The following is a 26,315-nucleotide window of genomic DNA, read 5'->3' on the forward strand; positions in this document are numbered from 1 at the left end:
GCTTCCGCCGTATAGAGATAGACAAGGAGCAAGGGGTGGGAGACATCGATTACCAGGCCCTGGAGTTCGACTATGCCCCGCGAACTTCGCCCGACACGGCGCGGCATGCCGCCGTCGTGGTGGGCGCGGGACCGGTGGGCCTGTCGATGGCCCTGGACCTCGCGCAGCGCGGGCTCAAGGTCGTGCTCATCGACGACGACTGCCGGCTGTCCACGGGCTCGCGCGCCATTTGCTTCGCCAAGCGCACGCTGGACATATGGGATCGCCTGGGCGTGGGCGAACGCATGGTGCAAAAGGGAATCTCCTGGAATGTCGGCAGGGTCTATTTCAAGGACGAAGAGGTCTGGCGCTTTGACCTGTTGCCCGAACAGGGCCACCGCCGGCCGGCTTTCATCAACCTGCAGCAATACTATTGCGAAGGCTTCCTGCATGAACAGGCCGCCCGCCATCCCAATATAGAACTGCGCTGGAAGAACAAGGCCGTCGGCGTGCGGCAGCACGCCGACCATGTCGCCCTAACTGTGGAGACGCCCGACGGCCCCTACACGCTGACGGCCGACTGGCTGGTGGCCTGCGACGGGGCGCGCTCGCCCTTGCGCAAGATGATAGGCCAGGAAAGCCACGGACGCGTTTTCCATGATCGCTTCCTGATCGCCGATGTGCGCATGCAAGCGGACTTCCCGACGGAGCGCTGGTTCTGGTTCGATCCGCCCTTCCATCCCGGGCAATCGGTGCTGCTGCACAGCCAGCCCGACAACGTCTGGCGCATCGACTTCCAACTGGGCTGGAACGCCGATCCGGTCCAGGAAGTCAAGCCCGAGAACGTCATACCCCGCATCCAGGCGCTGCTGGGCAAAGAGGCTCAATTCGAACTTGAATGGGTCAGCATCTACACCTTCGCCTGCGAACGCATGGACCGGTTCCGCCACGGACGCATCATATTCGCCGGAGACGCCGCCCACCGGGTGTCGCCATTCGGTGCGCGCGGCGCCAACAGCGGCGTGCAGGACGCCGACAACCTGGGCTGGAAGCTGGCGCTGGTCAGCCGCGGCCTTGCCCCCGAAGCGCTTATAGACAGCTATGCATCCGAGCGGGAACAGGCCGCCGAAGAGAACATACTGAACTCGTCGCGCTCGACGGACTTCATCACGCCCAAGAGCGAGATCAGCCTGCTGTTCAGGAACACAGTCCTGAAGCTGGCCAAGCAGCATGATTTTGCGCGCAAGCTGGTCAACAGCGGCCGCCTTTCCATGCCGACGTCGTACACCTCGTCCAGCCTGAATACGCCCGACACGGCGGATTTTTCCGACGCGCCGCCCCTGGGCGGCGTGGCTCCCGACGGCCCCATCACGATAGACGGCCGGCTGGACTGGTGGCTGGGCCAGCTATCGGGCCAATTCGTGCTTGCCCTGTTCTGCAATACCGGCATTCCCGACGCCGGCATCTTGCGCGAGCTTGCGCGGCTGCAAGACGGTCCGCCGGACCTGAAGCTGGTCCTGGTGCTGTCGCCCGCACTGGCTCAGCGTGCGCCCGAAGGATATGCCTGCGTGGTGGATAGGCAAATGACACTGGCGCGGCGCTATGACGCCATCCAGGACGCCTGCTACCTGATACGGCCCGACCAGCATATCGCGGCCCGCTGGCGCGAGGTGGACGCCGCGCATATCCGCGGCGCCCTGCTCCGTGCAACAGGCTCGGCTTTGGAGGCCACGCCATGAATCGCCTGACTACGCAATCCAATTTTTCCGCGCCCGACGATTTCTATGAACAGCTTATCGAAGCGCACCGCGACTTGAGCACAGAGCAAAGCCACGCCATGAACGCCGCGCTGGTATTGCTGCTGTCCAATCACATCGGCGACCTGGACGTGCTGGCCCAAGCGCTGGAAACAGCCCGCGCCACCGTCCAGGCCGCCGACTGACTCTTTTTCAGGAATTCTTGCCATGAGCACTCTTCAATACCAGACCGGCTTCGGCAACAGCTGCGCAACCGAAGCGCTACCCGGCGCATTGCCCCAGGGCCGCAACTCGCCGCAAGTGTGCCCTTACGGACTGTACGCCGAACAACTGTCCGGCACGGCATTCACCGTATCCCGCGCCGAAAGCCGCCGCTCGTGGCTGTACCGCATCCGGCCCGCCGCGCTGCAAAATGCATTCGAGCCTTTCGACGGCGCCGGCCGCTGGACCAGCCGCTATGGCGACGGGCCGGTCACGCCCAACCGCCTGCGCTGGAATCCCCTGGACATCCCTGCGGAACCCACGGATTTCATCGAAGGCATGCAAACCTGGGCCGGCAATGGCCACAGCGACGAACAGGCCGGCGTCAGCATCAATCTGTATGCCGCCAACCGGTCCATGAAGGATCGCTATTTCTACAACGCCGACGGCGAAATGCTGATCGTGCCTCAGCAAGGCCGCTTGCGCCTGGCCACCGAGCTGGGCCTGATCGACATCGAGCCTTGCGAAATCGCGGTCATTCCGCGCGGCGTGCGCTTCCGCGTCGAACTGCTGGACTCGTCGGCGCGCGGCTATATGCTGGAAAACTTCGGCGCCGCGCTGCGCCTGCCGGAGCTGGGGCCCATCGGATCGAACGGCCTGGCCAATGCGCGGGATTTCAAGACTCCCGTCGCCTGGTACGAAGACCGCGAAGGCGAGTGCGAGCTGATCGCCAAATTTACCGGCGGCTTCTGGCGCACGACGCTGGGGCATTCGCCGCTGGACGTCGTCGCATGGCATGGCACCAACGCCCCCTACAAATATGACCTGCGGCTGTTCAACACCATAGGCTCCATCAGTTACGATCATCCGGATCCCTGCATTTTCACCGTACTGACATCGCCTTCGGATACTCCGGGCGCGGCCAATATGGACTTCGCCATCTTTCCGCCGCGCATCCTGGCTATGGAAAACACCTTCAGGCCGCCCTGGTTCCATCGCAACATCGCCAGCGAGTTCATGGGCTTGATCCAGGGCGTATACGACGCCAAGGCCGACGGCTTCTCGCCCGGCGGCGCCAGCCTGCACAACTGCATGAGCCCGCACGGCCCCGATGCCGGGACATTCGAGAAAGCCTCCACGGCCGACTTGAGCGAGCCGACCCGCATACGCGACACCATGGCGTTTATGTTCGAAACGCGCCGGGTCATCCGCCCCACCCCGGCGGCCCTGTCGTCCAGCACGCTGCAAACCGATTATGATGCAGCCTGGTCGGGCATCAAGAAGCACTTCGATCCCCGCAAAGCCTAGGGCAGCGCTACTTTTCAGCGCCGACCGCGTCCTACGCATCAACAGGATTCAACCATGTCTTATCTGAACGAAACCCACGACCCTTCGCTGCAAAGCTGGGTCATGTCCGCCAACACAAAGGGTAACGGCTTTCCCATCCAGAACCTGCCCTTCGGCGTTTTCCGTCCAAGCGGCAGTTCCCAGGATTTCCGTCCAGGCGTCGCCATCGGCGACAAGATCCTGGACCTTGCAGCGCTGGCCGACGCCGCGTCCTGGTCGGGAACGGCGGCCCAGGCGTTGGCCGCATGCAAGTCCGGCACCTTGAACGGGCTCATGAGCCTGGGCCAAGCCCACTGGTCGGCGTTGCGCCTTGAACTGTCGCGCGCGCTGCGTAGCGGCTCGGCGCTGCAGGGCGCCTTGGAGCCCCTTTTGGCCGATGCCTCCAGCGTTGAGATGGGCTTGCCCGCCCGTATCGGCGATTACACCGATTTCTATATCTCGCTGCACCACGCCACCTCGGTGGGCAAGCAATTCCGCCCCGACAACCCCTTGTTGCCCAACTATAAATGGGTGCCCATCGGCTACCACGGGCGCGCCTCCAGCATAGGCGCCTCGGGCCAGGAATTTCCCCGCCCGGTCGGCCAAACGCGTCCCGCCCAGGAAAACGGCACACCCTGCTTTGGTCCTAGCCAGCGGCTGGATTACGAGCTGGAGCTGGGCATTTTCGTGGGGCAAGGCAATGCTCAAGGCGAACGCCTGAGCATCGATGAAGCCGAATCGCATGTATTCGGCCTGTGCATACTGAACGACTGGTCCGCCCGCGACCTGCAAGCCTGGGAGTACCAGCCTCTGGGTCCCTTCCTGGCCAAGAATTTTGCCAGCACGATTTCGCCCTGGATCGTCACCCTTGAAGCGCTGGCGCCTTTCCGCGTCGCTTTCGAGCGCGATGCCGGCGATCCGCAGCCGCTGCCCTACCTCAGCTCCACGGAAAACAAGGCAGCCGGCGCTTTCGACATCGCTCTCGAAGTCTTGTTGACCACGCAAAAATCGCGCACCGACCAGGCGCCGCCCGCCCTGCTGTCGCGCAGCAACTTCAAGGAAGCCTACTGGAACGTGGCCCAGCTTTTGGCGCACCACACGGTCAACGGCTGCAACCTGCAGGCCGGCGATCTATTGGGCACGGGCACGCTGTCGGGACCCGGCCCGGGACAGGAAGGCTCGTTGCTGGAACTCAACCAAGGCGGCAAGAACCCCATCAAGCTGCCCTGGGGCGAAGAACGCGTCTTCCTGCAGGACCACGACCAGGTGATCCTGCGGGCCAGCTGCAACAAACCCGGCTATCCCGCCATCAGCCTGGGCGAGTGCGTAGGCACCGTGCTGCCGGCCAGGGCCTGATTCACAGCGCGGGCGCTTCAAGGCAGGCGTATCAGCACCGGAAACCAGCCTGACGCCTGCCCCCACTCGATCAGTTCGAACAGGGGCAGCGCCAGCAGGTACGGTACGGCATCGCGTATGGTGCGCCACAGGCCCGACACCGAAATCAGCAACAGCTCCTGGCTTTTCCATGCGGACAGGCGCGGACCGAAACGGGGAACCCGTGCGCAATAGCCGGCATAGTCCTGCCCGAATACCTTGCGCAGCAAGCGTTCCTCTTCATCGATCACATTGTTGAACACGGCGTATACGAACAAGGCCAGGATGGGACCCAGCAACAGGCTGCCCGACTGGGCGCCTATGCCAGCCACCGCCAGCATGGAAAACAGGTACAGAGGATTGCGGCTGACCGAATACGGACCCTGGTCGATCAGTTCGGCGCCCTTATGCCCGCCCAAGTACAGGATGCACCAGCATCGACCGGCGATGGCCAGCAAGATCAGCCCAAGCCCCACCCATTCCACCCCCAGATGCACCCACGACTCCGCCGTCCAGGTCGAGGACAGGAAAGGCAGCGTGCAGGCCAGCAGCACGCCATAGACGGTCAGGGTATTGCGCCGGCGCACCTGCACGACGGACAGATGCTTCCAGATATCGTCCAGATGATAGCCATGGACATTGTCGGGCGCGACACGATGGCGCGTGACGATCAGCGGATAAAACAGCACACTGCACAAGCACCACACAAAGGCCAGCGACCACATCACCTGGCTAAGGAAATGCGCGCCCTGCATGATGCGCAATGCGCCGAAAAAGCTTCCCAGGATCAGGCCGCCCGCCAACCCCAACCAGCGCATGCGACCATCGCCCAAAGCCCATCCCGCGAAATACAGGGCAAGCACCGAATAGCCGACAGCGGCGTGCACGCTGGGCAAAGCGCCGCCGCCCGGCTCGCCGCTTGCGGCCCAGAACCCTGCCGGCAACTGCACGTAGCCGCCGAACATGGCCAGCGCGAACGGGCGCGGCAAGGCGGTATAGTGCTTCAGTCCGCCGGCCAGCAGCGGGACCAGGCAAAATACGGCGAACAATGCCCATAAAGCACTGCGCACCGGTGCCATTGCTTTAGCCTGTTGGCCCAGCACGGCCGCCGCGCCGCAAATCAAGGCGCCAGCGATAGGAACCAGCCACACCGCGAATTGGCCCATGGCGTCCACGAAAGCCTGATGTCTCCAAGGGAAACCGTGGCCGGCCGCGTCATAGAAAAATCGGGCCAGGCTCATGTCCAGGGGCGATTGCTGCACCGTATAGGCCAGCCATCCCAGAAGCAAGGTCAGACCCATCACCTGGGTCAATATATAAAACAGCGGGTTTTGATAATGCATGTTCACGGGCTTGCCCATGGTTCCATCCTGAACGGAGCGCATGCGGCGCCCCGGCCGGGTGCCGGGCGCAATACGCCGAAAACGACACACGATACGACCAAGGGCGTGAAATTAGCGTTGAATCGACGTTCCCGCCATGCACCGACAGGGATGCATCAGGCGGATGGCGCAGCATCCAGGCGCAGGATGAAGGTGGTGCCCCTGCCCGGCTCCCGCTCGCGCGAGTGGACCGTCAACTGCCAATCCTTGCGCACGCACATCTGGCGGGCTATGGCCAAGCCCAGGCCCCGGCGCGACTCCCCGCTCTGCCCGGCGGCTGCGCCGGGCACCCGGCCATCGTCCATGGCATCCTTGCGGCGCGCACTGAAGTAGCGCTCGAAAAGCAAAGGCAGGACATCGGGCGGGATCCCCGGGCCGTCGTCCGCAAAGGCCAGGCTGTGTTCGTCCAGGCGCATCGCGCGCAGAGTGGCCGGCGCCGCATGTTCGGCCGCATTGCGCATCAGGTTGCGCACCACAGTCAGGAATGCGTAGGGATCCAGCACCAGTGTCATGTCGGCGGGAACATCGTTGACGAAAACCAATCCACGCCGCGCCGCCTCTGTTTCGATCGCCAGCCATGCCTCATCCAGGCCGTCGCGCACGCCGACCTCTTTGCTTTGGGCCGGAATGTCGCGCGCCAGGCTTTCGGCGCTTGCAATGCTGCCCGCCATCATGTCGACATGGGCCACCACGCGCTCCAGGCGTTGCTTCCCGACGGGAGCGAGCGTGGCGTCCAGCAGCAGCATCTCGGCATCCGTCCGTATCCCCGCAAGGGCTCCGCGGACCTCATGGCTCAGGTTGAAGGCGAACTCGCGCTCGAAGGCCAGCGATTCTTCAACGCGGTTCTGGACCCGGTTGAACGCCTCGATCAGACGCCCCACTTCGTCGTCGCGCCGAACGGAAATGTCGGGCGCGCCTGGCGCCCATGTCGAAAGGTGGTCGGCCAAATCCAACAACGGCCCCACCACCAGGCCGGCCAGCCACCTGGAAACAACAAAAGCCGCGCCTATGCACATCGCCCCCAGAATCAACACTATCCAGCCGAACTCATATACCCGGGCCTCGTGCGCCGTGGCGTCGTAACGTAAATAAAGCATTCCTTTGGGGGTCTGCGCAACCAGGACATGCCAGGTCTGATTGCCCGGCCCGATCACATGCGTGCCCAGGCCCAGGCCGCGCAACGGTCCGGGCAGCAGCGCTTCATCCGCATGGTCATTGATGAGCCAGGTCTGCAACTGCGCACCCAATTCCGTCTGACTCTGCTCAGTGGGAATGGCATGGCCTTGCTCGAGCTGGCCCATCAGATGCCCCGCTTCCGTCGCCAGGACGGCATTGACCAGATCATCCTCCATCTGTCCAAACGAAAGATAGAACACCGCGCACAACACGACCACGAAAAGGGTCGCCGACCCCGTCAGCGCCCAGGTGACGCGCTGCATCAGGGAATAGCGCGCCATCATGGCATGCCGCCCGGATCGTTCAGCTTCCAGCCCTGGCCGTGCACCGTCTCGATGCCGTCGTAGCCAGCCTCCTGCAAGGCCCTGCGCAATAAATGCACCTGGCTGCGCAGCGCCTCGTCCGAGGGCGGTTCATCGGGCCACAGCGCTTGCTCGAGCCGCCGGCGAGACACCAACCTGCCTGCATGGCGCAGCAGCAGCTCAAGAATAAGCAGCGATTTGCGCGTCAGGTGGACTGCCTTGCCGCGTACCCGGACCGTTTGCGCCGCCGCGTCGTAAACGATGCCTGCGAACTCCGGGACAAGCTCCTGGCAGCCGCCGGACGCATGCCTTAGCATGACCCGCAAGCGCGCCTCGACCTCGGCCAGGGCAAAGGGCTTGACCAGGTAATCGTCGGCGCCCAGCTCAAAAGCACCCAGCTTGTCTTCCAGTTGGCCGCGAGCCGTCAGCATCAGGACGGGAAGGTCCGCATGGCGGCTTTTGCGGATCGCCTGCAACACGCCATAGCCATCCAGCCCCGGCAAGCCGATATCCAGGATGACGGCATCGAATTCGTCCGTCTCCAGCAACCCCAGCGCCGCATGGCCGTCATAAGCAGCATCCGGAACAAAGCCCTTGAGCTCAAGATAGCCGTACAGATTCTGCACCACGGTGAAATCGTTTTCCACCAGCAGCACCCGGGGCTTGATGGCCATCATGGCAGCCTTTAGCGCCCCGCCGTGGCCCGCGCCCATCAGGGCGCCAGCACCTTGCCCGGGTTCATCAATTGATGGGGATCCAGCACCTGCTTGATGCGGCGCATGAGCGCCAGCTCGACCGGATCCTTGTACTTGGGCAGGGCATCGCGCTTCAGTTGCCCCACCCCGTGCTCGGCGCTGATCGATCCACCGAAACGATGCACGCTGTCATGCACGACTTCGTAGACGTCGTACTGCATGGCAAGAAGCTGGTCTTCGGTATAGGCTTGGCCGCGCGCCACGTTGTAGTGCAGGTTGCCATCGCCCAGATGGCCAAAGATAACGTGTTCTATGCCGGGGAAATGTTGCTGCAGGGCGGCGTTGGTGGTTGCCACGAACTCGGCCATCAGCGACACCGGAATCGATACGTCGTGCTTGATGCTCTTGCCGAAAGCCTTCTCGGCCAGCGGTATGCTTTCGCGCAGATGCCATAGGGCCTTGCTTTGGCTGATGTTTTCGGCAATGACGGCATCCTGCACCAGGCCCGCCTCGATCGCCTCGCCTACGATGGCCTCGAAGCGTTCGCGGGCATGTTCCGCGCTTTCGCTGTCGGACAGCTCCAGCAAGGCATACCAGGGTTTGGCGGCCGATTCGCCTTCGAAGGGAATCCGCTGCTGGGGGTAGCATTGGGTGACGCCGTGCAGGCAGTTGCCCGCGATCAGCTCGAAGCCGGTCAGGGCCGCGCCGAAGCCCTTGCGCGCCGCCGACAGGACCGACACGGCGTCTTCGACCGAATCCAGCGCCAACAGGGCGGTGCACTGGGCCACGGGCACGGGATACAGTTTTACCGTGGCCGCCGTGATGATGCCCAGGGTCCCTTCGCTGCCTATGTACAGATTGCGCAAGTCGTAGCCGGTGTTGTCCTTGCGCAGACCGCGCAGGCCGTGCCAGATATCGCCATCGGCCGTGACAACCTCCAGGCCCAGGACCAGGTCGCGCGCGTTGCCGTAGCGCAAGACTTGCGTGCCGCCCGCATTGGTGGCCAGGTTGCCGCCCAGCGTGCAACTGCCTTCGGCTGCCAGGCTAAGGGGGAACAGGCGGTCGGCATCGCGCGCGGCCTGCTGGACCGCCTGCAGGATGCAGCCGGCTTCCACCACCATGGTGTCGTTGTCGGTATCGATGCTGCGTATCGCGCTTAAACGCGTCAGGGAAATGACCAGCGCGGCCCCGCTGGAATCGGGCGTGGCACCGCCGCACAGGCCCGTGTTGCCGCCCTGCGGAACCATGGGCACCTTGTGCGCGACGCACCAGCGCACGACCTCGGCCACCTCTTGCGTGGAGCCGGGCTTGACCACGGCCAGCGCCGCGCCGCTATAACGGCCGCGCCAATCGACCGTGTAGGGTTCGGCATCGCTGCCCGTCAATACATACTGGGAGCCCAGCATCTGAACCAGTTCGTCTAATCGACTCATTGCGCGCCTTCTTTCAAGAAACAAAAACATCTGCGGACATTATTTTAAGGCTTTACATATCCTTACCGGGCAATTTCCCACGATCAGCGGTGCGCGGCATAATCCACGATAATCATATCCAAGCATCAGTCATTCAAGGATACACCGTGACCCGTCAACCACCCTTCCCAGCCGCCGTATTCAAAGCCTACGATATTCGCGGCACCGTGCCCGATCAATTGAACGCCGAATTCGCCCATGGCCTGGGCCTTGCCCTGGCGCAGCGCGCGCGGTCCGAAGGGGTAAGCACGCTGGTGGTGGGATACGACGGCAGGCTAAGCAGTCCGGAGCTGGCGCAGGGGCTGCAGAACGGCCTGCTGCAAGGTGGCATCGACACCATCGATCTGGGCATGGTTCCCACCCCCGTCGTCTACTTTGCCGCCTACACGCAGCATACCGGCTCGGGCGTCGCGATCACCGGCAGCCACAACCCGCCCGACTACAACGGCTTCAAGATGATGATGGACGGAAAGACCCTGTACGGCGATGATATACAAAAGCTGTCGCAGGCCATGGCCGCGCCCGAGCCCACCGATGGGATCAAGCCCGGAACCCGGCGCAAGCTGGAACTGCTGGACGCCTATGTCGAGCATATCCGCGGCACCATCACCCTTGCTCGCCCCATGAAGATCGCCATCGACTGCGGCAACGGTGTGGGCGGCGCCGTGGCGGCGCGCCTGTACCGGGCTCTGGGCTGCGAGGTCGACGAACTGTACTGCGAGGTCGACGGCGCCTTCCCCAACCACCATCCCGATCCGGCGGATCCGCATAATCTGCAGGACCTGATCCGGCACGTAAAAGAGAACGGCTGCGAGCTGGGCCTGGCCTTCGATGGCGACGCCGACCGGCTGGGCGTGGTCACCCCATCGGGGGAAATCATCTGGCCCGACCGCCAACTGATCCTGTACGCGCAGGACGTCCTGCAACGCCAACCCGGTTCCACGATTATTTTCGACGTCAAATGCAGCCGCCACGTGGCCCGCGCCATCAAGCAGGCCGGCGGCAAGCCGCTGATGTGGCAAACCGGCCATTCGATGATCAAGGCCAAGCTGGCCGAAACCGGCGCTCCGCTGGCCGGCGAAATGAGCGGCCACATTTTCTTCAAGGAACGCTGGTTCGGGTTTGACGACGGCCTGTACGCCGGCGCGCGCCTGCTGGAAATCCTGTCCGGCCACGGGCAGCCCTGGACCGTGCTGGAAGCCTTGCCCAAGGATGTCTCCACGCCCGAGATCAAGCTGGAAATGCAGGAAGGCCAGCCTCACGCCCTGATCGCGCGCCTGCAAAAGGAAGGCCAGTTTCCCAGCGCCACCAACATCAGCACCATAGACGGCGTGCGCGCCGAATACGCCGACGGCTTCGGCCTGGCGCGCGCCTCCAACACCACGCCCGTCATCGTATTGCGCTTCGAAGGCGACTCGGCTGAAGATGTGGAACGCATCATGGACGAATTCCGCAAGGCGCTGATTGCGCTGGCGCCCGATATCGCCCTGCCTTTTTGATTGCCGCCGCCGTGGCCGACGGCCCTGCTCGGCCGTCAGCGGCCGGCCGTCAACACCTGATAGATATCCAGATGGGCCTGCGCCACCTTGCGGATGTCGAATTCCCGCTCGGCAAGCCGGCGGCCTTCCGTCCCCATCCCGCGCCGCAGTTCGCCATCCCGGGCCAATCGCAACACGGCCTGTGCCAAGGCCCGCGCATCGCGCGCGGGCACCAGCAAGCCTGAGACATCCGGCTCGATCGCATCGCGGCAGCCGGGCACATCGGTCGTGACCACGGCGCGGCCGCAGGCCGCCGCCTCGACCAGCGATTTGGGCAAGCCCTCGCGATAGGAAGGCAGCACGGCAATGTGCGCATCGCCATAAAGCTGCGCGATATCGGATCGCTCGCCCAGGCACTGCACCACCCCCTCCCGCCGCCAGCTCTCGAATTGTTCGAGGCTTATGCTGGCTGGATTGCCGGGGTCGGGGCTGCCCGCCAGCACCCAGCGCAAGCCCGCGGGATCGGACGCGGCCAGGCGCGCCGCTTCGACAAATTCCAATACGCCCTTGTCGCGCAACAGGCGCGCGGCCATGATGGCGACGGGCGGCCCGTCCGGCTCCGGCCTGGCCTGGAACTCATCCAGGTCCACGCCCGAGCCTCGAATCAGCACGACCTGCTCCGTCCTGACCACGCCCGCCTTGTGCAAGACGTCGCGATCGTTCGCATTCTGGAAAATAACCCGGCTGTTGCGATGGCCCAGCGCCAGGCGGTACAGCACGGTCGCGGCAACGCGCAGGAAGTCGACGCCCCGGGCCGGCCGGGTAAAGATAAAGCCCAGGCCAGAAATGGCGGCGACGTAGGCCGGCACGCCGGCCAGCCTGGCCGCGATGCCTCCATACAGCACCGGCTTGATGGTGACGGCATGCACGATATGCGGACGCAGTCGGCGAAACAAGGCCCACAACGCATACAGGCTGCCGATTTCCTGAATGGGGTTCTTTCCGCTGCGCGACATGGGAATGACATGATGCGCAAGGCCCAGCTCGACAATTCGGGCAACCGACGGGCCGTCCATGGTCGCCACATGCACGTCATAGCCTTCATCCCGGGCGCGCAAGGCCAGGGGCAGGCGATGCGACAGGAAAAAAGCGGGATTGTTCACCACGAACAACAGGCGGCGGGCCGACGCGCCCTGCCCCTCCGGCGCCAAGCCGCCAGGCCCTGCGCGCCGCGGAAAATCGGCTGCCAGCCGGCGCCACACCGCATGATAGCCATCGACCATGGCTTCCAGGCTGAACAGGCTGCCCACGCGCTCCCGGCCTTTCGCAATGCGTTCCGCATGATCCGCCGTGCCCAGCGCTTGCACCGCCTGGCCGATGGCCGCCGACAGGGCGGCCGCATTCTGCGCGGGCGCCAGCCAGCCCGCGCCGCCCAGGATCATGGCGGCGTCGCCGACATCGGTCGCCACGCAGGCGACCCCGCTGGCCATGGCTTCGGCCACCACATTGGGGAACCCCTCGGCCCGGCTGGACAGCACATGCACATCCAGCCCATTCATCAAGCCGGGCACATCGTCCTGGCGTCCCATCAGGATGACCTTGTCGCGTATACCGTGGCCATTCAAAAGCCGCATCAATTCGGCGTTGGATTCATCCATCCCATGGCCGATCAGAACGCAGCGCATCGCCGGAAAATGTTGGGCGCTGAGCGCGAATGCCGCCAACAGGTTCGCGTGATCCTTCAGGGGATTCCATCGCGCCACGCTGCCAATGACCGGCGCGTCGGCCGGCACGCCCCATTGCGTCCGGACGGCCGTGCGCGCCTGTGCATCGGCGCGCCAACGCGAAAGATCGTAGCCGTTGGGAATGACCAGCATCCTGTCCGCGCGGTAGCCCCATTGACGGTGGCGCTGAGCGGCGTTTTCCGCACAGGAGACAATGACCGCCGGCACCCGGCCCGACAAGCGGGCGCACAGCCACGAAAACAGGCGGGCGGACTTGCTGCCTTTATGAAGGTCGGCGCCCGAGTTGCGTATGCCCCAGGACACGGCCTTGATGCCTGCCAGGCGCGCAACGATGCCGCCGATCAGATCCGCGTGGTACATCCAGGTCTGGACCACATCGGGATTCAGTTCGCGCAAAAGGCGGTACATGCGCCAAAGACCCTTGGCCATGCCGGCCGGGCTGCCCATATGCAATGTGTGGACCGGAATGCCCGCCTCGCGCAGGCGGGGCCCGAACACGCCCGCGTCGCCCATGGAAACAACATGATGATGATCGGGCTGGGAGGGGGCGGCCACGAGGCGATGCAAGACCGTTTCCGCACCGCCCTGGCCCAGGCCGGAAATAATATGCACCACCTGCAAAGGCGCATCTTCCGGCTTGTTGTCCCTTGCGCTCATCCAACCACCTTGTCCTCTTGCGGAACGAACGGCCTGGCCTTGGCCATGACTTCGTCCCAGCGCAGCAGTATCTCGGGCAAGCCGTAGCGCTCCTGCACGGAGGCGGCGGCGTGCCGGCCCATGACATCGCGCAAGGTGGAATCGTCCATAAGCTGCGCCATCGCGCGGCACAAGGCCGGCTGATCGCCCAGGGGCGTCAGCAACGCGTACTTGCCGTCCTGGCTGAGCTCCCTGGGGCCGCTGGGGCAATCCACGGTGACGCAGGCGCGCCCCAGCGCCATGGCTTCCAGCAGCACATTGGGAAAACCCTCCACCTGAGAGGTCAGCACGAAAATATCGGCCTTGGCCATTTCCTGCCACGGCTGCTCCGTGCGGCCCGGCAATGAAATGCGGGACGCCAGGCCGGTGTCCTGGATTTGCTGCATCAGTTCATCGCGCTGCGGCCCTTCGCCCCATATGGCCAGATCCCAATCGGGATAATCGTTGGCCAGCGCCGCGAAGGCCTGGATCAGGGCATCGAAGCGCTTGAACGGAACCAGCCGGCCCATTCCCAGGACAAGGCGCCGGGCGGCGACGGGCGCCGAGGGAGCGATAGCAAGGTCGCGCAGGTCGGGGGGAAGAGGGTTGGGCACGACCAGCAGTTCCTTCGCCCGCGGGACCATCTGCCTGAATGCGTCGACGCTGTCCTGCGACTGCAGGACCACGGCGTTCGCCCATGGATAGCTGAAGCGCCGCAAACGCTGCAGGAAAGTGCCCGCGCTGCTGCTGAATGCCGGATTGGTCCGTTCGCAGACGATGACCGGAACCCCCAGCCCGCGGGTGGCGAACAAGACCACCACATTGACATTGGTCAGGAAGGAAACAATGACGTCGGGATTGGTTTCCCGGACCAGCCGCCGGATGGCGAACCATTTGCTTAAGGACGGCAAGAGCGTGCGGCCCAGCCATCCCATGCGGTCGGCCAGCCAGATCAGCCGGACGGCGGGGTTCAGGCTGTAGAAGCAACTGCCCTTCTTCGTGTAGGTGGGCACCAGCGTAACGGAATCGCCGCGCCGGGCCCAGCCGCTTGCCAGCGTGGCGGCAACGCGTTCGGCGCCGCCCGCATGCATGGAACTGACAAAGAACAGTATTCTCATGGCTATCCCTTCGTGGTATTGCTCTTATTCCTATCCAGCCAGGCTTGCGTCATCAAGATGCTCCACAAGTGCGTGCCCCAATCGTGACTGCCGCGTTGGTGCTCCTCCCATTTGCGCACGATGGGCTCCGCATGGAACAGTCCATCGCGGCGCAATCGCGCGGGGTCGAGCAAGGCGGCTCCCCAGTCCTTCAAGGGACCGCGCAGCCATGCCGCCACCGGTACCGAAAAACCCTTCTTGGGACGGTCCACCAATTCGCGCGGAACATAACGGTACAGCAACTGGCGCAGCAGCCATTTCCCTTTTCCGCCCCGAACTTTGTAGCCCAGCGGCAGGCTTTGCGCAAATTCAAATACGCGATGGTCTATCATCGGCACGCGGGTTTCCAGGCTGGCGGCCATCGCCGCCCTATCCACCTTCACCAGTATGTCGTCAGGCAGGTAAGTCTGCGCATCCAGCAGCATCATATGCTCGAACAGGCCGTCCCGCGGCGGCGCGTCGAACAGCGTCGCCGGCAGGTCGGCGCCTATCAATGCCTGGGCCGGCTGCTTCCAGTACGTCACGAACTGCTGGTAGAACGCCCCGGCATGCGCCGCCCCCAATACTTCGGCCAATTTTTCCAGTTGGTCGCGCACATGGCTGGCGGGCATCAGGCCCGCGCCCGCCCGGGCCGCCATCGCCATCGGGCCGCGCAGCGCGGCAGGCACGGCTTGGCGCTTGTCCCACCAGCGCTGTGCGCGGAAGTAGCGGGAATAGCCGCCGAACAGCTCGTCCCCGCCATCGCCCGAAAGCGCCACGGTTACGTGCCGGCGCGCCATGCGCGCAACCAGCGCCGTGGGTATCTGCGACGAATCGGCAAAGGGCTCATCGTACATGGCCGCCAGTTCCGGCACCACTGCCAGCGCGTCCTGGGCGCTGACATAGAGCTCGGTATGCGAGGTTCCCAGGTGAGCCGCAACGGCCTTGGCATGCTCGGCCTCGTTGAAGGCCGGATCGTCGAATCCGATGGAGAAGGTCTTGACAGGCTGCGTGCCGGCCTTTTGCATAAGCGCCGCCACCACCGATGAATCGATGCCGCCGGACAGGAAGGCGCCCAGGCCCACGTCCGAGATCATCTGCCCTTTGACGGCCGTTCCCAGCACCGCGTCCAGCGCATCGACGGCCTTGTCGTCCGAATCGAAAGACAAGGGACGCTCCATCGCCTGCCGCCTGGCCTCCTGGACCGACCAGTACGAATGCGCGGGCGGCAGGGCCGCCTGATGCAATTGCGACTCGGACAGCGTCAACCATGAGCCCGGCGCCAGCTTGCCGATACCGCTGTATATGCTGTAGGGAGCGGGAATATAGTTGTGGCGCAGCAGCAGCGACAAAGCCTTGCGGTCCAGTTCCTGGCCGAAACCGGGAACACCGTCCAGCGCTTTCAGTTCAGAGGTGAACACAAAATTGCGTCCGGCGAAGCCCAGGTACAAGGGCTTCTCGCCCAGGCGGTCGCGCATCAGCGTCAATTCGCGCTCCTGGCGGTCCCACAATGCCATGGCGAACATGCCGACGGCGGATTTCAGGGTGTCCTGGATGCCCCATGCGGCCAAAGCGGCCAGGATGGTCTCGGTATCGGAATGGCCGCGCCAGGCCGGCGCCCGCTCTTGCGCCTCGAGCCGCGAACGCAGGTCGAGGTGATTGTAGATTTCGCCGTTCAATACCAGCACATAGCGGCCGCAGGCCGATACCATGGGCTGATGGCCGGCGGGTGTCAGATCGAGTATGGCCAGCCGGACGTGGCCCAGGGCCAGCCCCGCGCCCTCGTCCTCCCAATAGCCTTCGCTATCGGGCCCGCGATGCCGCATGCGGCGGCACCCGCCGCTTATCAGCGCGCGCTTGTCAGGCAAGCCGCCCCAGATCCCCACGATTCCACACATAATCCGCTCGCTTACGTGCCCGTATGCCGGGCCGCGTCAATGCACTTCAAACAAATAGCCCCACAGCGCCATGATCCGGGGGGTCGAGAAACGATCCCGCACGTCCACGGCGCGCCGGGCGTAGGCCTCGCGCTGTTCCGGATGAGCCATCATATCGGACAGATGCGCCGCCAGCGCTTCGCTGTCGCCGGCGGGACTGACCAGCACCCCGTCGATACCGTTGCGCACGATTTCGCGCGGGCCCGTTTCGCAATCGAAGGCGACCGGCGCCAAGCCGCTGGCCATGGCCTCAAGCAAAGTGTTGGACAAGCCCTCGACCCGCGAGCTGAGCACATACAGGTCGGACTGCATATACCAGTCGGCCACATTACCCACCCTTCCCGGCATGCTGATGCGCTCGCCCAGGCCCGCCGCATCGATCTGATCCTGCAGCTCCGCCCGGCAATCGCCCTCGCCCAGGATGATCAAGTCCCACTCGGGAAAATGCGCGGAGATTTCGTGAAAAGCGCGGATCAGTATGTCGAAGCCTTTATGAGGGTGCAGGCGTCCGACCGCCAGCACGCGGTAGCGGCCATTGCGGCGCGGCGGATCGATTACGGGCTCGGCGCTTTCCAGCGGCCAGCGCACGGCATTAGGAATGACGGTCAGGCGCGATCCGGGCACATGCTTTTCCAGCCAGGAGGCCGTGCCCGACGTCAGGGCCACCACCGCGCTGGCCTGGGGGTAAGCCCAGCGGCGCAGCCGTTCCCATATCGCCGGCAATTCCTGCGAAGGCGGATGCGTATGCTCGGTGGCGATGACCCGGCAGGGCTGCCCGCGCGCCGCCGCGATGGCCAGCACCGACGCCGTCGTCATCATGCCCAGCACAACGGTGGGGCGTTCGCGCTTGATCAGCCGGCGCAGGCTCCAGACGCGCCGCAGATTGGCCAGCGCGGCCGACAAGCGGCCGGCGCTGGGCGCCGCGGTCCCCAATGCATGGCGCGTTACCGCGGGGTGCAAGGGGTAGGCATCGGTGCTGGCGTCCGCCTGGGTGACCAGCGTAACGTTAAAGCCCCGCTGAACCCAATAGGCGCTCAGGTCGGCCGCAACCCGCTCGGCTCCGCCCCCGCTGAGGGAATGGATGACGATCATGAGATGGGGCTTCTGGAAAGAATGACTCAATGCAATACCTGTGTTTCTAAAGCGGATTGGATGCCGCCGGCGCGGCCGGCGGACGCAGCGCCACGACCACGTAGCAGGCGTACGACAAGGCGTACATCACGCTGGTCGCCAGCATGATGCCGGCCGGCCCCATCTGCGGAGCCAGGACCGGATTCAGCACGGCCTTGACGGCAAAGTTGGCCACCGCGATGGCGGCCATGATGCGATAACGATTCTGGCTGGCCAGCAACTGCACCAGTATCAGGACTCCAAAATAAAAAGGCAGCTGCAGCAGGCCCCAGCGCAGCACCTGGGCCACCGCCTGGGTGTTTTGCGCCGTGAAAGCCCCGCGTTCGAACAGCAGTTCCACGCCCCAGGGCGCCAGCACCCATCCGGCCAGCGTAACCGCCGCACCCGCCGCCAGCATCAATACCGACCACTTCAGCGCGGTGGCGCGCGCCCGTTCCCGGTCTCCCCGGCTGTGGATGTCGGCCAGCACCGGCAAGGCTGCCCGCCCCACCGATGCGGCGCCTACGCCAAGTATCAGGGACAGCAAGCGGCTGGCATAACCCAGCGTTGCATTGGCGTTGCTGCCCAGGTTGGCCGCGGTGTACTGATCGATGGGCCCCACGAAGCTCATGGCCACCTGCCCCACCAGCATGATGCCGGCCGCCTTGACCAGCTCCGGCCAATGCGTCGAAGCCAGGCTCAGGCGCGGCCGCCCCCACATGCCGTCGGCCTTGGCCGCCAGCCAAAGCAGCCACACCGATTGAATCAGATAGCCGACCAGCGTACCCCACAACAAGGGGCCAATATTATCCACGGTGGCGGCCAGCAGGACCCAGATCAATATGACCACCGCCGGGACGCTGTCCAGCAGGGTATTGATGTGGCGTTCATGCGCGCGCAAGCGCGCGGCACTGATGCCCGTCATCAGGGTCAGCAGGGCCGCCGGCGCAAAGGCGAAGGTCAGCTCTCGGCTCATGCGCCGGGCTTCAGGCGTCAGCCCTTGTCCGGCGAAATCGAGCACCCAGGGCCAGGCCACATAAGTGGCAACCGCCAGCAAGGTGCCCGCCGCAATGATCCAGCCTTGCAGCTCGCCCAGAAAACGCGCGCGGCCGGCGCGGGCTTCGCGGCGTGTACGCACCAGCACCGGAATCAGCACGACTGACAGCGCGCCCACGATGGTAACGGGCAGCCAGTTCGCCATGGTCATGGTGAACTGGTAGGCATCCACCGCATCGCTGATGCCGTAGCGGTAGGCCACCGCCATTTCCTTGAACGCGCCCGCTGCCTTGCCCAGCAGCAGGAAAAACGCCACGCGCATCGCACCTTGTGCAATGCGCTTGTGATCGGAGTGCAGACTGGAAAGCCGCCGCGCCAGAGTTTTCAAGTCAACGCAAGAATTGCGTATACCAGGGCATGGACACTTCCAGCCCCTGCACGATGTTGTGCATGGGCTCGTACCCCAGCAATTGCTTCGCCTTGCTGATGTCCGCCTGGGAATGCCGCACGTCGCCGGCGCGGAAATCGCCGTAAACGGGCTGCTTGTCGTACACGATGCCGTTGTTGCCCAGCGCCTGGGCCAGGTAGTTGAACAGCTCGTTCAGGCTGGTACGGGCGTTGTAGGCCACGTTGTACACCTGGTTCACGCCGTCAGGCTGGGCCAGCGCCGCCAGGATGTTGGCCTGGACCACGTTGTCGATAAAGCAGAAGTCGCGGCTGGTCTCGCCGTCGCCGTTCACCATCACGTCTTCGCCGCGTATCATGGCCGCGATCCACTTTGGAATGACGGCGGCATAGGCGCCATTGGGATCCTGGCGCTTGCCGAACACATTGAAGTAGCGCAACCCGATGCTGCCGAATCCATAGGCGCGCGCAAAGACGTCGGCATACAGTTCGTTGACATACTTGGTGACGGCATAAGGCGACAGCGGCCGGCCTATGCGGTCTTCCACCTTGGGCAGGGCCTCGTGATCGCCGTAGGTCGAACTGGAGGCCGCATACACGAAGGACTGGACCTGCTGGTCGCGCGCGGCGACCAGCATGTTCAGGAAACCGTCGATATTGACGCCGTTGCTTGTAATGGGGTCCTTCAGTGAACGGGGCACGGAACCCAGCGCCGCCTGGTGCAGGACATGGTCCACGCCGGATACCGCCTTGCGGCAGGTGTCCAGATCGCGGATGTCGCCTTCATGAAACACGAAATTGGCCCACTGGGCCGGCGCGACGGTCTTCCGGACTTCATCCAGATTGTATTGATGCCCGGTCGCGAAATTGTCCAGCCCCACCACCTTCTGGTCCATGAGCAGCAGGGATTCCAACAGATTGGAACCGATGAAGCCGGCGCAGCCCGTGATCAGCCAGGTCTTGGGTTCGGACTGCAGTCCGGCGGTTACTTCCTGATAGCGCGTAGTCATAAATCCCCCTTCTCTTACAGCCGCAGATCGGATTCATCGGCGGCCAGCACGTACTTCAGGTCGTACAGCACGTGATCGGACTTGCCCAGGGCGCGAATGGCCTGGCAGCCCATGGCGACGAACTGTTGATGGGACACTGCCAGGATGATGCCGTCGTAGGAACCCGCTTTCGGGCTGTCGATCGGCGTGATGCCGTACTCGTGCACCGCTTCGTCCGCATCCACCCATGGATCATAGACGTCTACGTCGATGTTGTATTCGCCCAGCTCGCGCACGATGTCCACGATCCGGGTATTACGCAGGTCGGGGCAGTTTTCCTTGAAGGCCAGGCCCATGACCAGCACCTTGGAGCCCTGCACCTGTATGCGCCGCTTCGTCATGGTCTTGACCAATTGCGATACGACATAGCCGCCCATGGAATCATTGAGCCGCCGGCCCGCCAGGATGATTTCCGGGTGATAGCCGATGGCTTGCGCCTTGTGGGTCAGGTAATAAGGATCGACGCCTATGCAGTGGCCGCCGACCAGGCCTGGGCGAAAGGGCAGGAAATTCCATTTGGTGCCGGCCGCTTCCAGCACCGCCTGGGTGTCGATGCCCATTCGGTTGAAAATCAGCGCCAGCTCGTTGATCAGCGCGATATTGACGTCCCGCTGCGTGTTCTCGATGACCTTGGCCGCCTCGGCCACGCGTATCGACGGCGCCTTGTGCGTACCCGCCACGATGATCTGGCCATACAGTTCGTCGACCAGGTCGGCGATTTGCGGCGTGGAACCCGATGTGACTTTCTTGATGGTGGAGACGCGGTGCGCCTTGTCGCCGGGATTGATGCGCTCGGGACTGTAGCCCGCGAAAAAATCCTCGTTGAAACGCAGGCCTGAAACGCGCTCGAGCACCGGCACGCACACTTCCTCGGTCGCGCCGGGATAAACGGTGGATTCGTAGATCACGATATCGCCCCGCTTGAGGACTTTGCCTATGGTCTCGCTGGCGCGCACCAGGGGCGTCAGGTCGGGCTGCTTGTATTCGTCTATGGGCGTGGGCACAGTCACGATGAACACATTGGCCCGCGCCAGGTGTTCCGCCTCGTGGCTGAATTCCAGCTTCCCGGCCTGGCGAAGTTCATCGGGCTCCACTTCCAGCGTGTGGTCGCGGCCTTCCTTCAGCTCCGCGATGCGGCGGGCATTGATATCGAAGCCCAGCACCGAGCGCTTCTTGCCGAACTCCACTGCCAGAGGCAGGCCCACGTAGCCCAAACCGACTACTGCAAGTTTCACATCTTGAATTTGCAACTTGAATCTCCCACGCTATACGCCAAAAAAGAAGAAAGTTTATTTACGAACAAGCGCTACTTGTGACGATTATCGCGCCCCAGCGAAGGCAATAACAGCCATGCGGGGCGCCGCCATGAAACCAGGCGGGAATACAGCCACAGATAGACCGAGGAAAAAACCACCAGGCTGGCGCAAAGAGCCCAGGCGTTATCCCACCATATGGTCGCGGGCACCAGGCCGATAAGGGCCAGCACCCAAAGATAAGGAGAGGTCATCGCGTTGCACAGCGCCGGCACCGCATGGCGCCGATCCCGGCTGAAGGTAACGCGGACCAGGCGCCGGAAAACCAATTGATGCAGATGCAGCGCATCGGGCTGATCCACCGGCGTGCCGCGCTTGAAGCGGCGGCGCCAGATGGAAAACAGGGTTTCAAACACCGGATAGAACAATACGGCCAGCGCGTAGAAAGGCGACACGCTGGGATTGCGCACCACCAGTTGCACAGCGAGTTCCGCCAGCATGAATCCCAGGAAGTAGGCCCCGCCATCGCCCAGAAAAACACGGCCGAAAGGGAAGTTCCAGACCAGGAAGCCCAGCGTCGCCGAAGCAAGCGCGGCGGAGATCAGGAAAATGGGGATGTCCTGGACCTGTAGGGCAACCAGCGCCAGCGACAAGGCCATGAGCGTGGCGATCATGCCCGCCAGGCCATTCATGCCGTCCACGATATTCAAGGCATGGGTGCAGCCCCCGACCGCGATCATGGTGAACAACAGGGATACCGGCCAGTACGAAAGAATCCAGTCGGCCCAGGACAGGCCCACGCGCGACACGCCGCCCAACAGCCACCAGGCGATGGCGGCGGAGGCAAAGGCGGCCAAAAGGCGCTTTCCGGAACCGACGTCCTTGGTGATGTCCTCCAGCAGGCCGGCCACGAATACCGGCATCGCCGCGATAAACAATACCGGCCACAGCCAGGTCAGCGTCATATTGCTGGGACCCAGCACCAGCAGGCCCGCCAGACTGCCGGCCAGCACAGCCAGCCCGCCCACGCGCGGGGCGGCGCGCGAATGAGTGGCCTGCGGCTTGTTCATGTCGGAATCGCCGGTGAACATCCCGTGCCAGCGCTCCGAAGCGACAATCAATCCGCCCACCATGAACGCCACAATACAGATGTAAAACCAGGTGAACGATTCCCAGGCTTGAGGAGAAATCACAAAATCCCTATTAACAATGGTAGCTTCAACATTATCGGGCCAAGCTGTAACAAGGCCTCCGATTTGCCCGTAACAACTGCAACAAGAAATATAAGCACGAATCGGCGCCGATGCCTATCGGCCAAAGTGGTACACGGGCAAAAAAAATAAAAAAAAAGCCCGAGATCTTACGATCTCGGGCTAAATCCACCAAAGGAGGAGGGTGGAGGAGACAACCTTGGCATGTCGGGCTGCTAAAGCGCTGGGCTTGAGACCGTGTGATTGGGGTTTTCCCTCTGCAATCACGTTTCGACATCCGATAACTAAAGTATATAGCGTTCTTTTGTGCGATGCAAGATAAAAAGCCGGAAAAACTGTAACTCAGCTACTTTGTGGCTTTTTTCATACTGTCATTCGTACTATGCCACAGCTAAAAACGGAAAGGGGTAATTAAGTGTTAACCCTTGCCCTCGCACTCTGTTACAAAGCCGTCCCGCAAAATCTAGATCCGGTACGCCGTGGTGGTCATGACCTTGGACATGGCCTTCATGGCGAGCCGGACCGGTCCGGGCAGCTTATGCGCGCCATGCGTTTCGGCCGTATTGCGATGGCTGATTTCATCGTCGCGCATTTGCGTCACGATGTCGCGTGAGCGTTTATCCGCAAGCGGAAGCTCGCTTAAATGCCGGTCAAGATGCTGTTCGACCTGTTTTTCCGTCTCGGCCATGAATCCCAGGTTCCTGCCCACCCCCGCCCTGCCGGCCAGCACTCCCAACGAGAACGAACCGGCGTACCACAGGGGATTCAACAAACTTGGGCGGCTTTGCAGTTCCTGCAGGCGGTCCCGGCACCACGCCAGATGGTCGACCTCTTCGGAAGCCGCCCCATGCAAGACTCCCCGAATTGATGCATCGCGGCAAAACAAAGCCTGACCGCGATACAGCGCCTGGGCGCATATTTCTCCGACATGGTTTACCCGCATAAGACCGGCGGCGTGCTTTTGCTCGGCCGGCGACAGCGCCGCAGACCCTTCGCCGGACAAGGGAAGCTTGCCCGCGGGATTGGGGCGGCTGGCATGCACGGAGCCATCCAGCACCTGAACCGCGCGCCCCGCCTCGGACAGAATCCGATCCACTACGCCCATGCGCCGCGAAAAACCAGAATTGGCGTTCAATGTATTTTGCTTGTCCATTGTCTTCTATCGTGCTCCGTGTAAATCACTGCCGCAAGAATCGCCGTATGCGCCGGCGCTCCGCGATCAACCAGGCCAATGGTACAAGCACAGCGACGGCCACCAGCCCCCTTCCCGCCATCTCCTGATCGCTCAGCAGGTAAAAATTGCAGAGCCGCTCTGGATTGTCCTGGTAGAGCAGGCCGGCGATCGCCGTCATCCAGGAAAAATTACCCAAAAAAAACAGGTCTATCACGCTATTGCTTCGGCGCAGGGAATCGTACAGCGCCATTCCCGCAATAAACAGGCCCAGGTACTTCAAGCCATGGGCCGGTACTGAAACCAGAACCTGATCCAGCGAACTGGGTATCATCCAGTAGGCGGCAACGAACGTGCATAGCAGCAGCCCGGGTATTCCGTACTCATTATATTTCGCATAATGTTCGCGCAGGCGCCCAAGGCGTCCCGCCTCGCCGATGCCGCCGGAAAAAAGCGCGCTGGCGGCCAGGATGCCCGAAACCAAAATCAGGGGAATATGCAGCAGCATATGCAGGCTCATGCTGCGCGTCAGGAAGGGGTCGAGCGCCACGGCAAGCAGCAATACCGCCGCGCTGGCCAGGGCACGGACACGAGCCGTCATTGCACCGTCCCTACGCCGCGAATCCGGGCCGAGACATCATCCAGCAGGCCGGCGGCATCGCCGATATCCACTATGCGGGCCAGCTGTCCCTCAGGCGTCACCACATGATAGGCCGCATTGTGCTCGTACTGTCCCAAGGGAGCCGGCACCACCACGATGCCGAAGGCATCAAGCAGCGCCTTGCGCTCTTCCGCGTCGGCAATGCCGGCAAACTGCCAGATGCCGGGCTGCGCCCGCATGCGGGCGGCGTAACGCGCCAGGTCGTCAGACGTATCGGCGGGATCGAAGCTAAGGCTGATGATGCGGACGCGGTCCGACAGTCCGCCTTGCTGGATGGCGTCTTGCAACTGCTGGAATTCGCCGCCCATGGCCAGGCAAATCGAGAAGCACCGCGTGTACATGAAGTTGACGATGGCGATGCGGCCGTCTTCGCGCAAGGCCTGCAGAAACGGGGCGCTTACGCCGGCGCTCATACGCAGGGCCGCATCGGGCAGCGCCTTGGGATGCCGCGCAATGTCGGCGCGCCGCGCCGCTTCGGTGGTCAGCACGGTAAAGCCGTCGGTCTGGAAGCATAGGGCGCCAACGCCCAGTACGCCGACCATCAACACGGCCAGGAGCAATTTCATGTGGAGCCGCCGCTTATTTCAGCGCCTCCAGCTCGGCATCGCCGTTCCAGGGCTGCGTATGCGCCGCCGTCGCCTCGCGCTGGGCCTTGACCGTGGCGGCATCGACCGGGCCGGCCGAATTGCCGAAGCTGCCGCGTATATGGCTGACCACCGCGGCGATCTGCGCATCATCCAGCTTGTCCTTGAACGTCGGCATCTGGCCGTTGTAGTGCGTGCCGCCCACTGTCAGGTCGCCCGTAATGCCGTGCAGGACAATCTGTACGGCCAGCGTGGCCTTGCCATTGACCCATTCCGAGCCCGCCAGCGGCGGAAACACGCCCGGCAAGCCTTGGCCGCCGGCCTGGTGACAGGCCAGGCATTGCGAGGTATATATCTGCGCGCCGTCCACCGCCCCGCCGCCCGTCGTCGCCGCCACCTTGAAATCGGTGGCCGTGCGGCGATCGCCGTAGGACGGCGGATTGGTCTGATGCGTAAAACCGATATAGCCGATCGCCCATGCAAAGATCCCCGCCACGATGAGGATGACCAGCCACGGGATGGGCCGGTTTCCTTCATAGGGCTCCGGCATCTCGCGCTGCTGGGCTTCGATTTTCTTGGAAGTGTCTGACATCCTGTTCTCCAACGACTCTTTCTGCGTCCGGCCTTCGCGCGGCCGGGATGACGGCTATCGGGCGGCGTCGGGCGGCGGCTTGACCGGATACGTGCGATCCAGCGCCAGCAGGTAGTCCACCAGGTCCAGGGCTTCGGGACGGGCCACGACCACTTGCCCCACCGGCGCATAGGCCGGCGGCAGGCTTACCACCTTGTCGCCCTTCTCGGCCTTGTCCTTGAGTTCGAACAAATAGGGGTAGGACGGCATGATGCTGCCCGGCGTGTACGCGCGAGGCTGGTACAGATGGCCCAGGTTCCAGTCCGCGCTGGGCTGGCGGGCGCCGATGTTCAGCAAGTCGGGGCCAGTGCGCATGGTGCCCAGCAAATGCGGATGATCGTAGTAATAGTCGCCCGCCACCGGCGCGCGGCCCCATCCCCGCTTGAAGTCGGGCGCCTGGGACTGCGCGCGCGGCTGCTGGGTGTGGCAGTAGACGCAGCCGTTCTCGATGTACTGTTGCCGGCCGCGCAATTGCGCCGAGGTATAGGGCTTGAGCCCTTCGGACGGCTGCGTGTCCGACAGCTGCATATAAGGCACGACGACCAGCGTGGCAGTCGCCAGGGCCAGGGTCACCATGGCCCCGCCCAGCAGTTTGTATTCGCTTTCCAT

The 26,315-nt window shown here is 63.5% G+C and carries 22 protein-coding genes and 1 pseudogene; 5 read left to right on the forward strand and 18 right to left on the reverse strand.

What is annotated here, in order from left to right:
- The first annotated feature begins 35 nt into the window (after positions 1-35).
- Genes V0R37_RS02765 through fahA form a run of 4 tightly spaced genes read left to right on the forward strand, consistent with a single transcriptional unit; the run spans position 36 to position 4,619 of the window.
- On the forward strand, positions 36-1,718 hold the full coding sequence (locus tag V0R37_RS02765) for an FAD-dependent oxidoreductase (RefSeq protein WP_420373036.1): 1,683 nt from the start codon (positions 36-38) through the stop codon (positions 1,716-1,718).
- Positions 1,715-1,921, forward strand: a complete 207-nt coding sequence (locus V0R37_RS02770) for a DUF2783 domain-containing protein (protein WP_420373037.1) — start codon at positions 1,715-1,717, stop codon at positions 1,919-1,921. The genes V0R37_RS02765 and V0R37_RS02770 overlap by 4 nt, the downstream gene beginning before the upstream one ends.
- 22 nt (positions 1,922-1,943) lie before the next feature.
- Positions 1,944-3,245: a homogentisate 1,2-dioxygenase gene (gene hmgA / locus V0R37_RS02775; RefSeq protein ID WP_420373038.1), complete on the forward strand. Its 1,302-nt coding sequence runs from the start codon at positions 1,944-1,946 to the stop codon at positions 3,243-3,245.
- Between the two features lie 54 nt (positions 3,246-3,299).
- On the forward strand, positions 3,300-4,619 hold the full coding sequence (gene fahA, locus V0R37_RS02780; RefSeq protein WP_420373039.1) for a fumarylacetoacetase: 1,320 nt from the start codon (positions 3,300-3,302) through the stop codon (positions 4,617-4,619).
- Positions 4,620-4,636: 17 nt separating this feature from the next.
- On the opposite strand, the gene V0R37_RS02785 is transcribed toward fahA, so the two are convergent.
- From V0R37_RS02785 to V0R37_RS02800, 4 genes are all read right to left on the reverse strand, one after another.
- Complete coding sequence (locus V0R37_RS02785) at positions 4,637-6,022, reverse strand: phosphatase PAP2 family protein (RefSeq protein ID WP_420373040.1); 1,386 nt, start codon at positions 6,020-6,022, stop codon at positions 4,637-4,639.
- A gap of 113 nt (positions 6,023-6,135) precedes the next feature.
- The gene (locus V0R37_RS02790) at positions 6,136-7,479 is read right to left on the reverse strand and encodes a sensor histidine kinase (protein ID WP_420373041.1); all 1,344 of its coding nucleotides are present in this window, start codon (positions 7,477-7,479) and stop codon (positions 6,136-6,138) included.
- The gene (locus V0R37_RS02795; RefSeq protein ID WP_420373042.1) at positions 7,476-8,210 is read right to left on the reverse strand and encodes a response regulator transcription factor; all 735 of its coding nucleotides are present in this window, start codon (positions 8,208-8,210) and stop codon (positions 7,476-7,478) included. The genes V0R37_RS02790 and V0R37_RS02795 overlap by 4 nt, the downstream gene beginning before the upstream one ends.
- Positions 8,210-9,625, reverse strand: a complete 1,416-nt coding sequence (locus V0R37_RS02800; RefSeq protein ID WP_420373043.1) for an FAD-binding oxidoreductase — start codon at positions 9,623-9,625, stop codon at positions 8,210-8,212. Before V0R37_RS02800 ends, V0R37_RS02795 begins: the two co-directional genes overlap by 1 nt.
- Positions 9,626-9,771: 146 nt before the next feature.
- Here V0R37_RS02800 and V0R37_RS02805 point away from each other — a divergent pair, with 146 nt between their 5' ends.
- Positions 9,772-11,163 (forward strand): phosphomannomutase/phosphoglucomutase, encoded by a 1,392-nt coding sequence (locus V0R37_RS02805; protein ID WP_420373044.1) that lies wholly within the window; start codon positions 9,772-9,774, stop codon positions 11,161-11,163.
- Between the two features lie 35 nt (positions 11,164-11,198).
- On the opposite strand, the gene V0R37_RS02810 is transcribed toward V0R37_RS02805, so the two are convergent.
- From V0R37_RS02810 to V0R37_RS02875, 14 genes and pseudogenes are all read right to left on the reverse strand, one after another.
- Positions 11,199-12,353 (reverse strand): glycosyltransferase family 4 protein, encoded by a 1,155-nt coding sequence (locus tag V0R37_RS02810; RefSeq protein ID WP_420373130.1) that lies wholly within the window; start codon positions 12,351-12,353, stop codon positions 11,199-11,201.
- A 162-nt stretch (positions 12,354-12,515) separates the two neighbouring features.
- Positions 12,516-13,544, reverse strand: a pseudogene (locus tag V0R37_RS02815) (glycosyltransferase); the annotation flags it as partial.
- Complete coding sequence (locus V0R37_RS02820) at positions 13,541-14,680, reverse strand: glycosyltransferase family 4 protein (protein ID WP_420373045.1); 1,140 nt, start codon at positions 14,678-14,680, stop codon at positions 13,541-13,543. The gene V0R37_RS02820 and the pseudogene V0R37_RS02815, both read right to left, overlap by 4 nt.
- A gap of 2 nt (positions 14,681-14,682) precedes the next feature.
- Positions 14,683-16,596, reverse strand: coding sequence for an asparagine synthase (glutamine-hydrolyzing) (asnB, locus tag V0R37_RS02825; protein ID WP_420373046.1), 1,914 nt, complete (start codon positions 16,594-16,596; stop codon positions 14,683-14,685).
- Between the two features lie 36 nt (positions 16,597-16,632).
- On the reverse strand, positions 16,633-17,727 hold the full coding sequence (locus tag V0R37_RS02830; RefSeq protein ID WP_420373131.1) for a glycosyltransferase family 4 protein: 1,095 nt from the start codon (positions 17,725-17,727) through the stop codon (positions 16,633-16,635).
- 46 nt (positions 17,728-17,773) lie between these two features.
- Positions 17,774-19,129: a murein biosynthesis integral membrane protein MurJ gene (gene murJ / locus V0R37_RS02835; protein ID WP_420373047.1), complete on the reverse strand. Its 1,356-nt coding sequence runs from the start codon at positions 19,127-19,129 to the stop codon at positions 17,774-17,776.
- Position 19,130: 1 nt separating this feature from the next.
- A complete protein-coding gene (locus V0R37_RS02840) occupies positions 19,131-20,156 on the reverse strand; it encodes an SDR family oxidoreductase (protein WP_420373048.1) in 1,026 nt (341 codons plus the stop codon).
- 14 nt (positions 20,157-20,170) lie between these two features.
- Positions 20,171-21,445: a Vi polysaccharide biosynthesis UDP-N-acetylglucosamine C-6 dehydrogenase TviB gene (tviB, locus tag V0R37_RS02845; protein WP_420373049.1), complete on the reverse strand. Its 1,275-nt coding sequence runs from the start codon at positions 21,443-21,445 to the stop codon at positions 20,171-20,173.
- A gap of 56 nt (positions 21,446-21,501) precedes the next feature.
- Positions 21,502-22,581, reverse strand: coding sequence for an MraY family glycosyltransferase (locus V0R37_RS02850; RefSeq protein WP_420373132.1), 1,080 nt, complete (start codon positions 22,579-22,581; stop codon positions 21,502-21,504).
- Between the two features lie 541 nt (positions 22,582-23,122).
- The gene (coq7, locus tag V0R37_RS02855; protein ID WP_420373050.1) at positions 23,123-23,812 is read right to left on the reverse strand and encodes a 2-polyprenyl-3-methyl-6-methoxy-1,4-benzoquinone monooxygenase; all 690 of its coding nucleotides are present in this window, start codon (positions 23,810-23,812) and stop codon (positions 23,123-23,125) included.
- Positions 23,813-23,837: 25 nt separating this feature from the next.
- Complete coding sequence (locus V0R37_RS02860) at positions 23,838-24,431, reverse strand: hypothetical protein (protein WP_420373051.1); 594 nt, start codon at positions 24,429-24,431, stop codon at positions 23,838-23,840.
- Complete coding sequence (locus V0R37_RS02865) at positions 24,428-25,057, reverse strand: SCO family protein (RefSeq protein ID WP_420373052.1); 630 nt, start codon at positions 25,055-25,057, stop codon at positions 24,428-24,430. Before V0R37_RS02865 ends, V0R37_RS02860 begins: the two co-directional genes overlap by 4 nt.
- A 13-nt stretch (positions 25,058-25,070) precedes the next feature.
- Complete coding sequence (locus V0R37_RS02870; protein WP_420373053.1) at positions 25,071-25,667, reverse strand: c-type cytochrome; 597 nt, start codon at positions 25,665-25,667, stop codon at positions 25,071-25,073.
- Between the two features lie 54 nt (positions 25,668-25,721).
- A complete protein-coding gene (locus tag V0R37_RS02875) occupies positions 25,722-26,315 on the reverse strand; it encodes a cbb3-type cytochrome c oxidase subunit II (protein ID WP_420373054.1) in 594 nt (197 codons plus the stop codon).

The organism is Pollutimonas rozaliensis (assembly GCF_048751585.1).
Lineage (GTDB): Bacteria > Pseudomonadota > Gammaproteobacteria > Burkholderiales > Burkholderiaceae_B.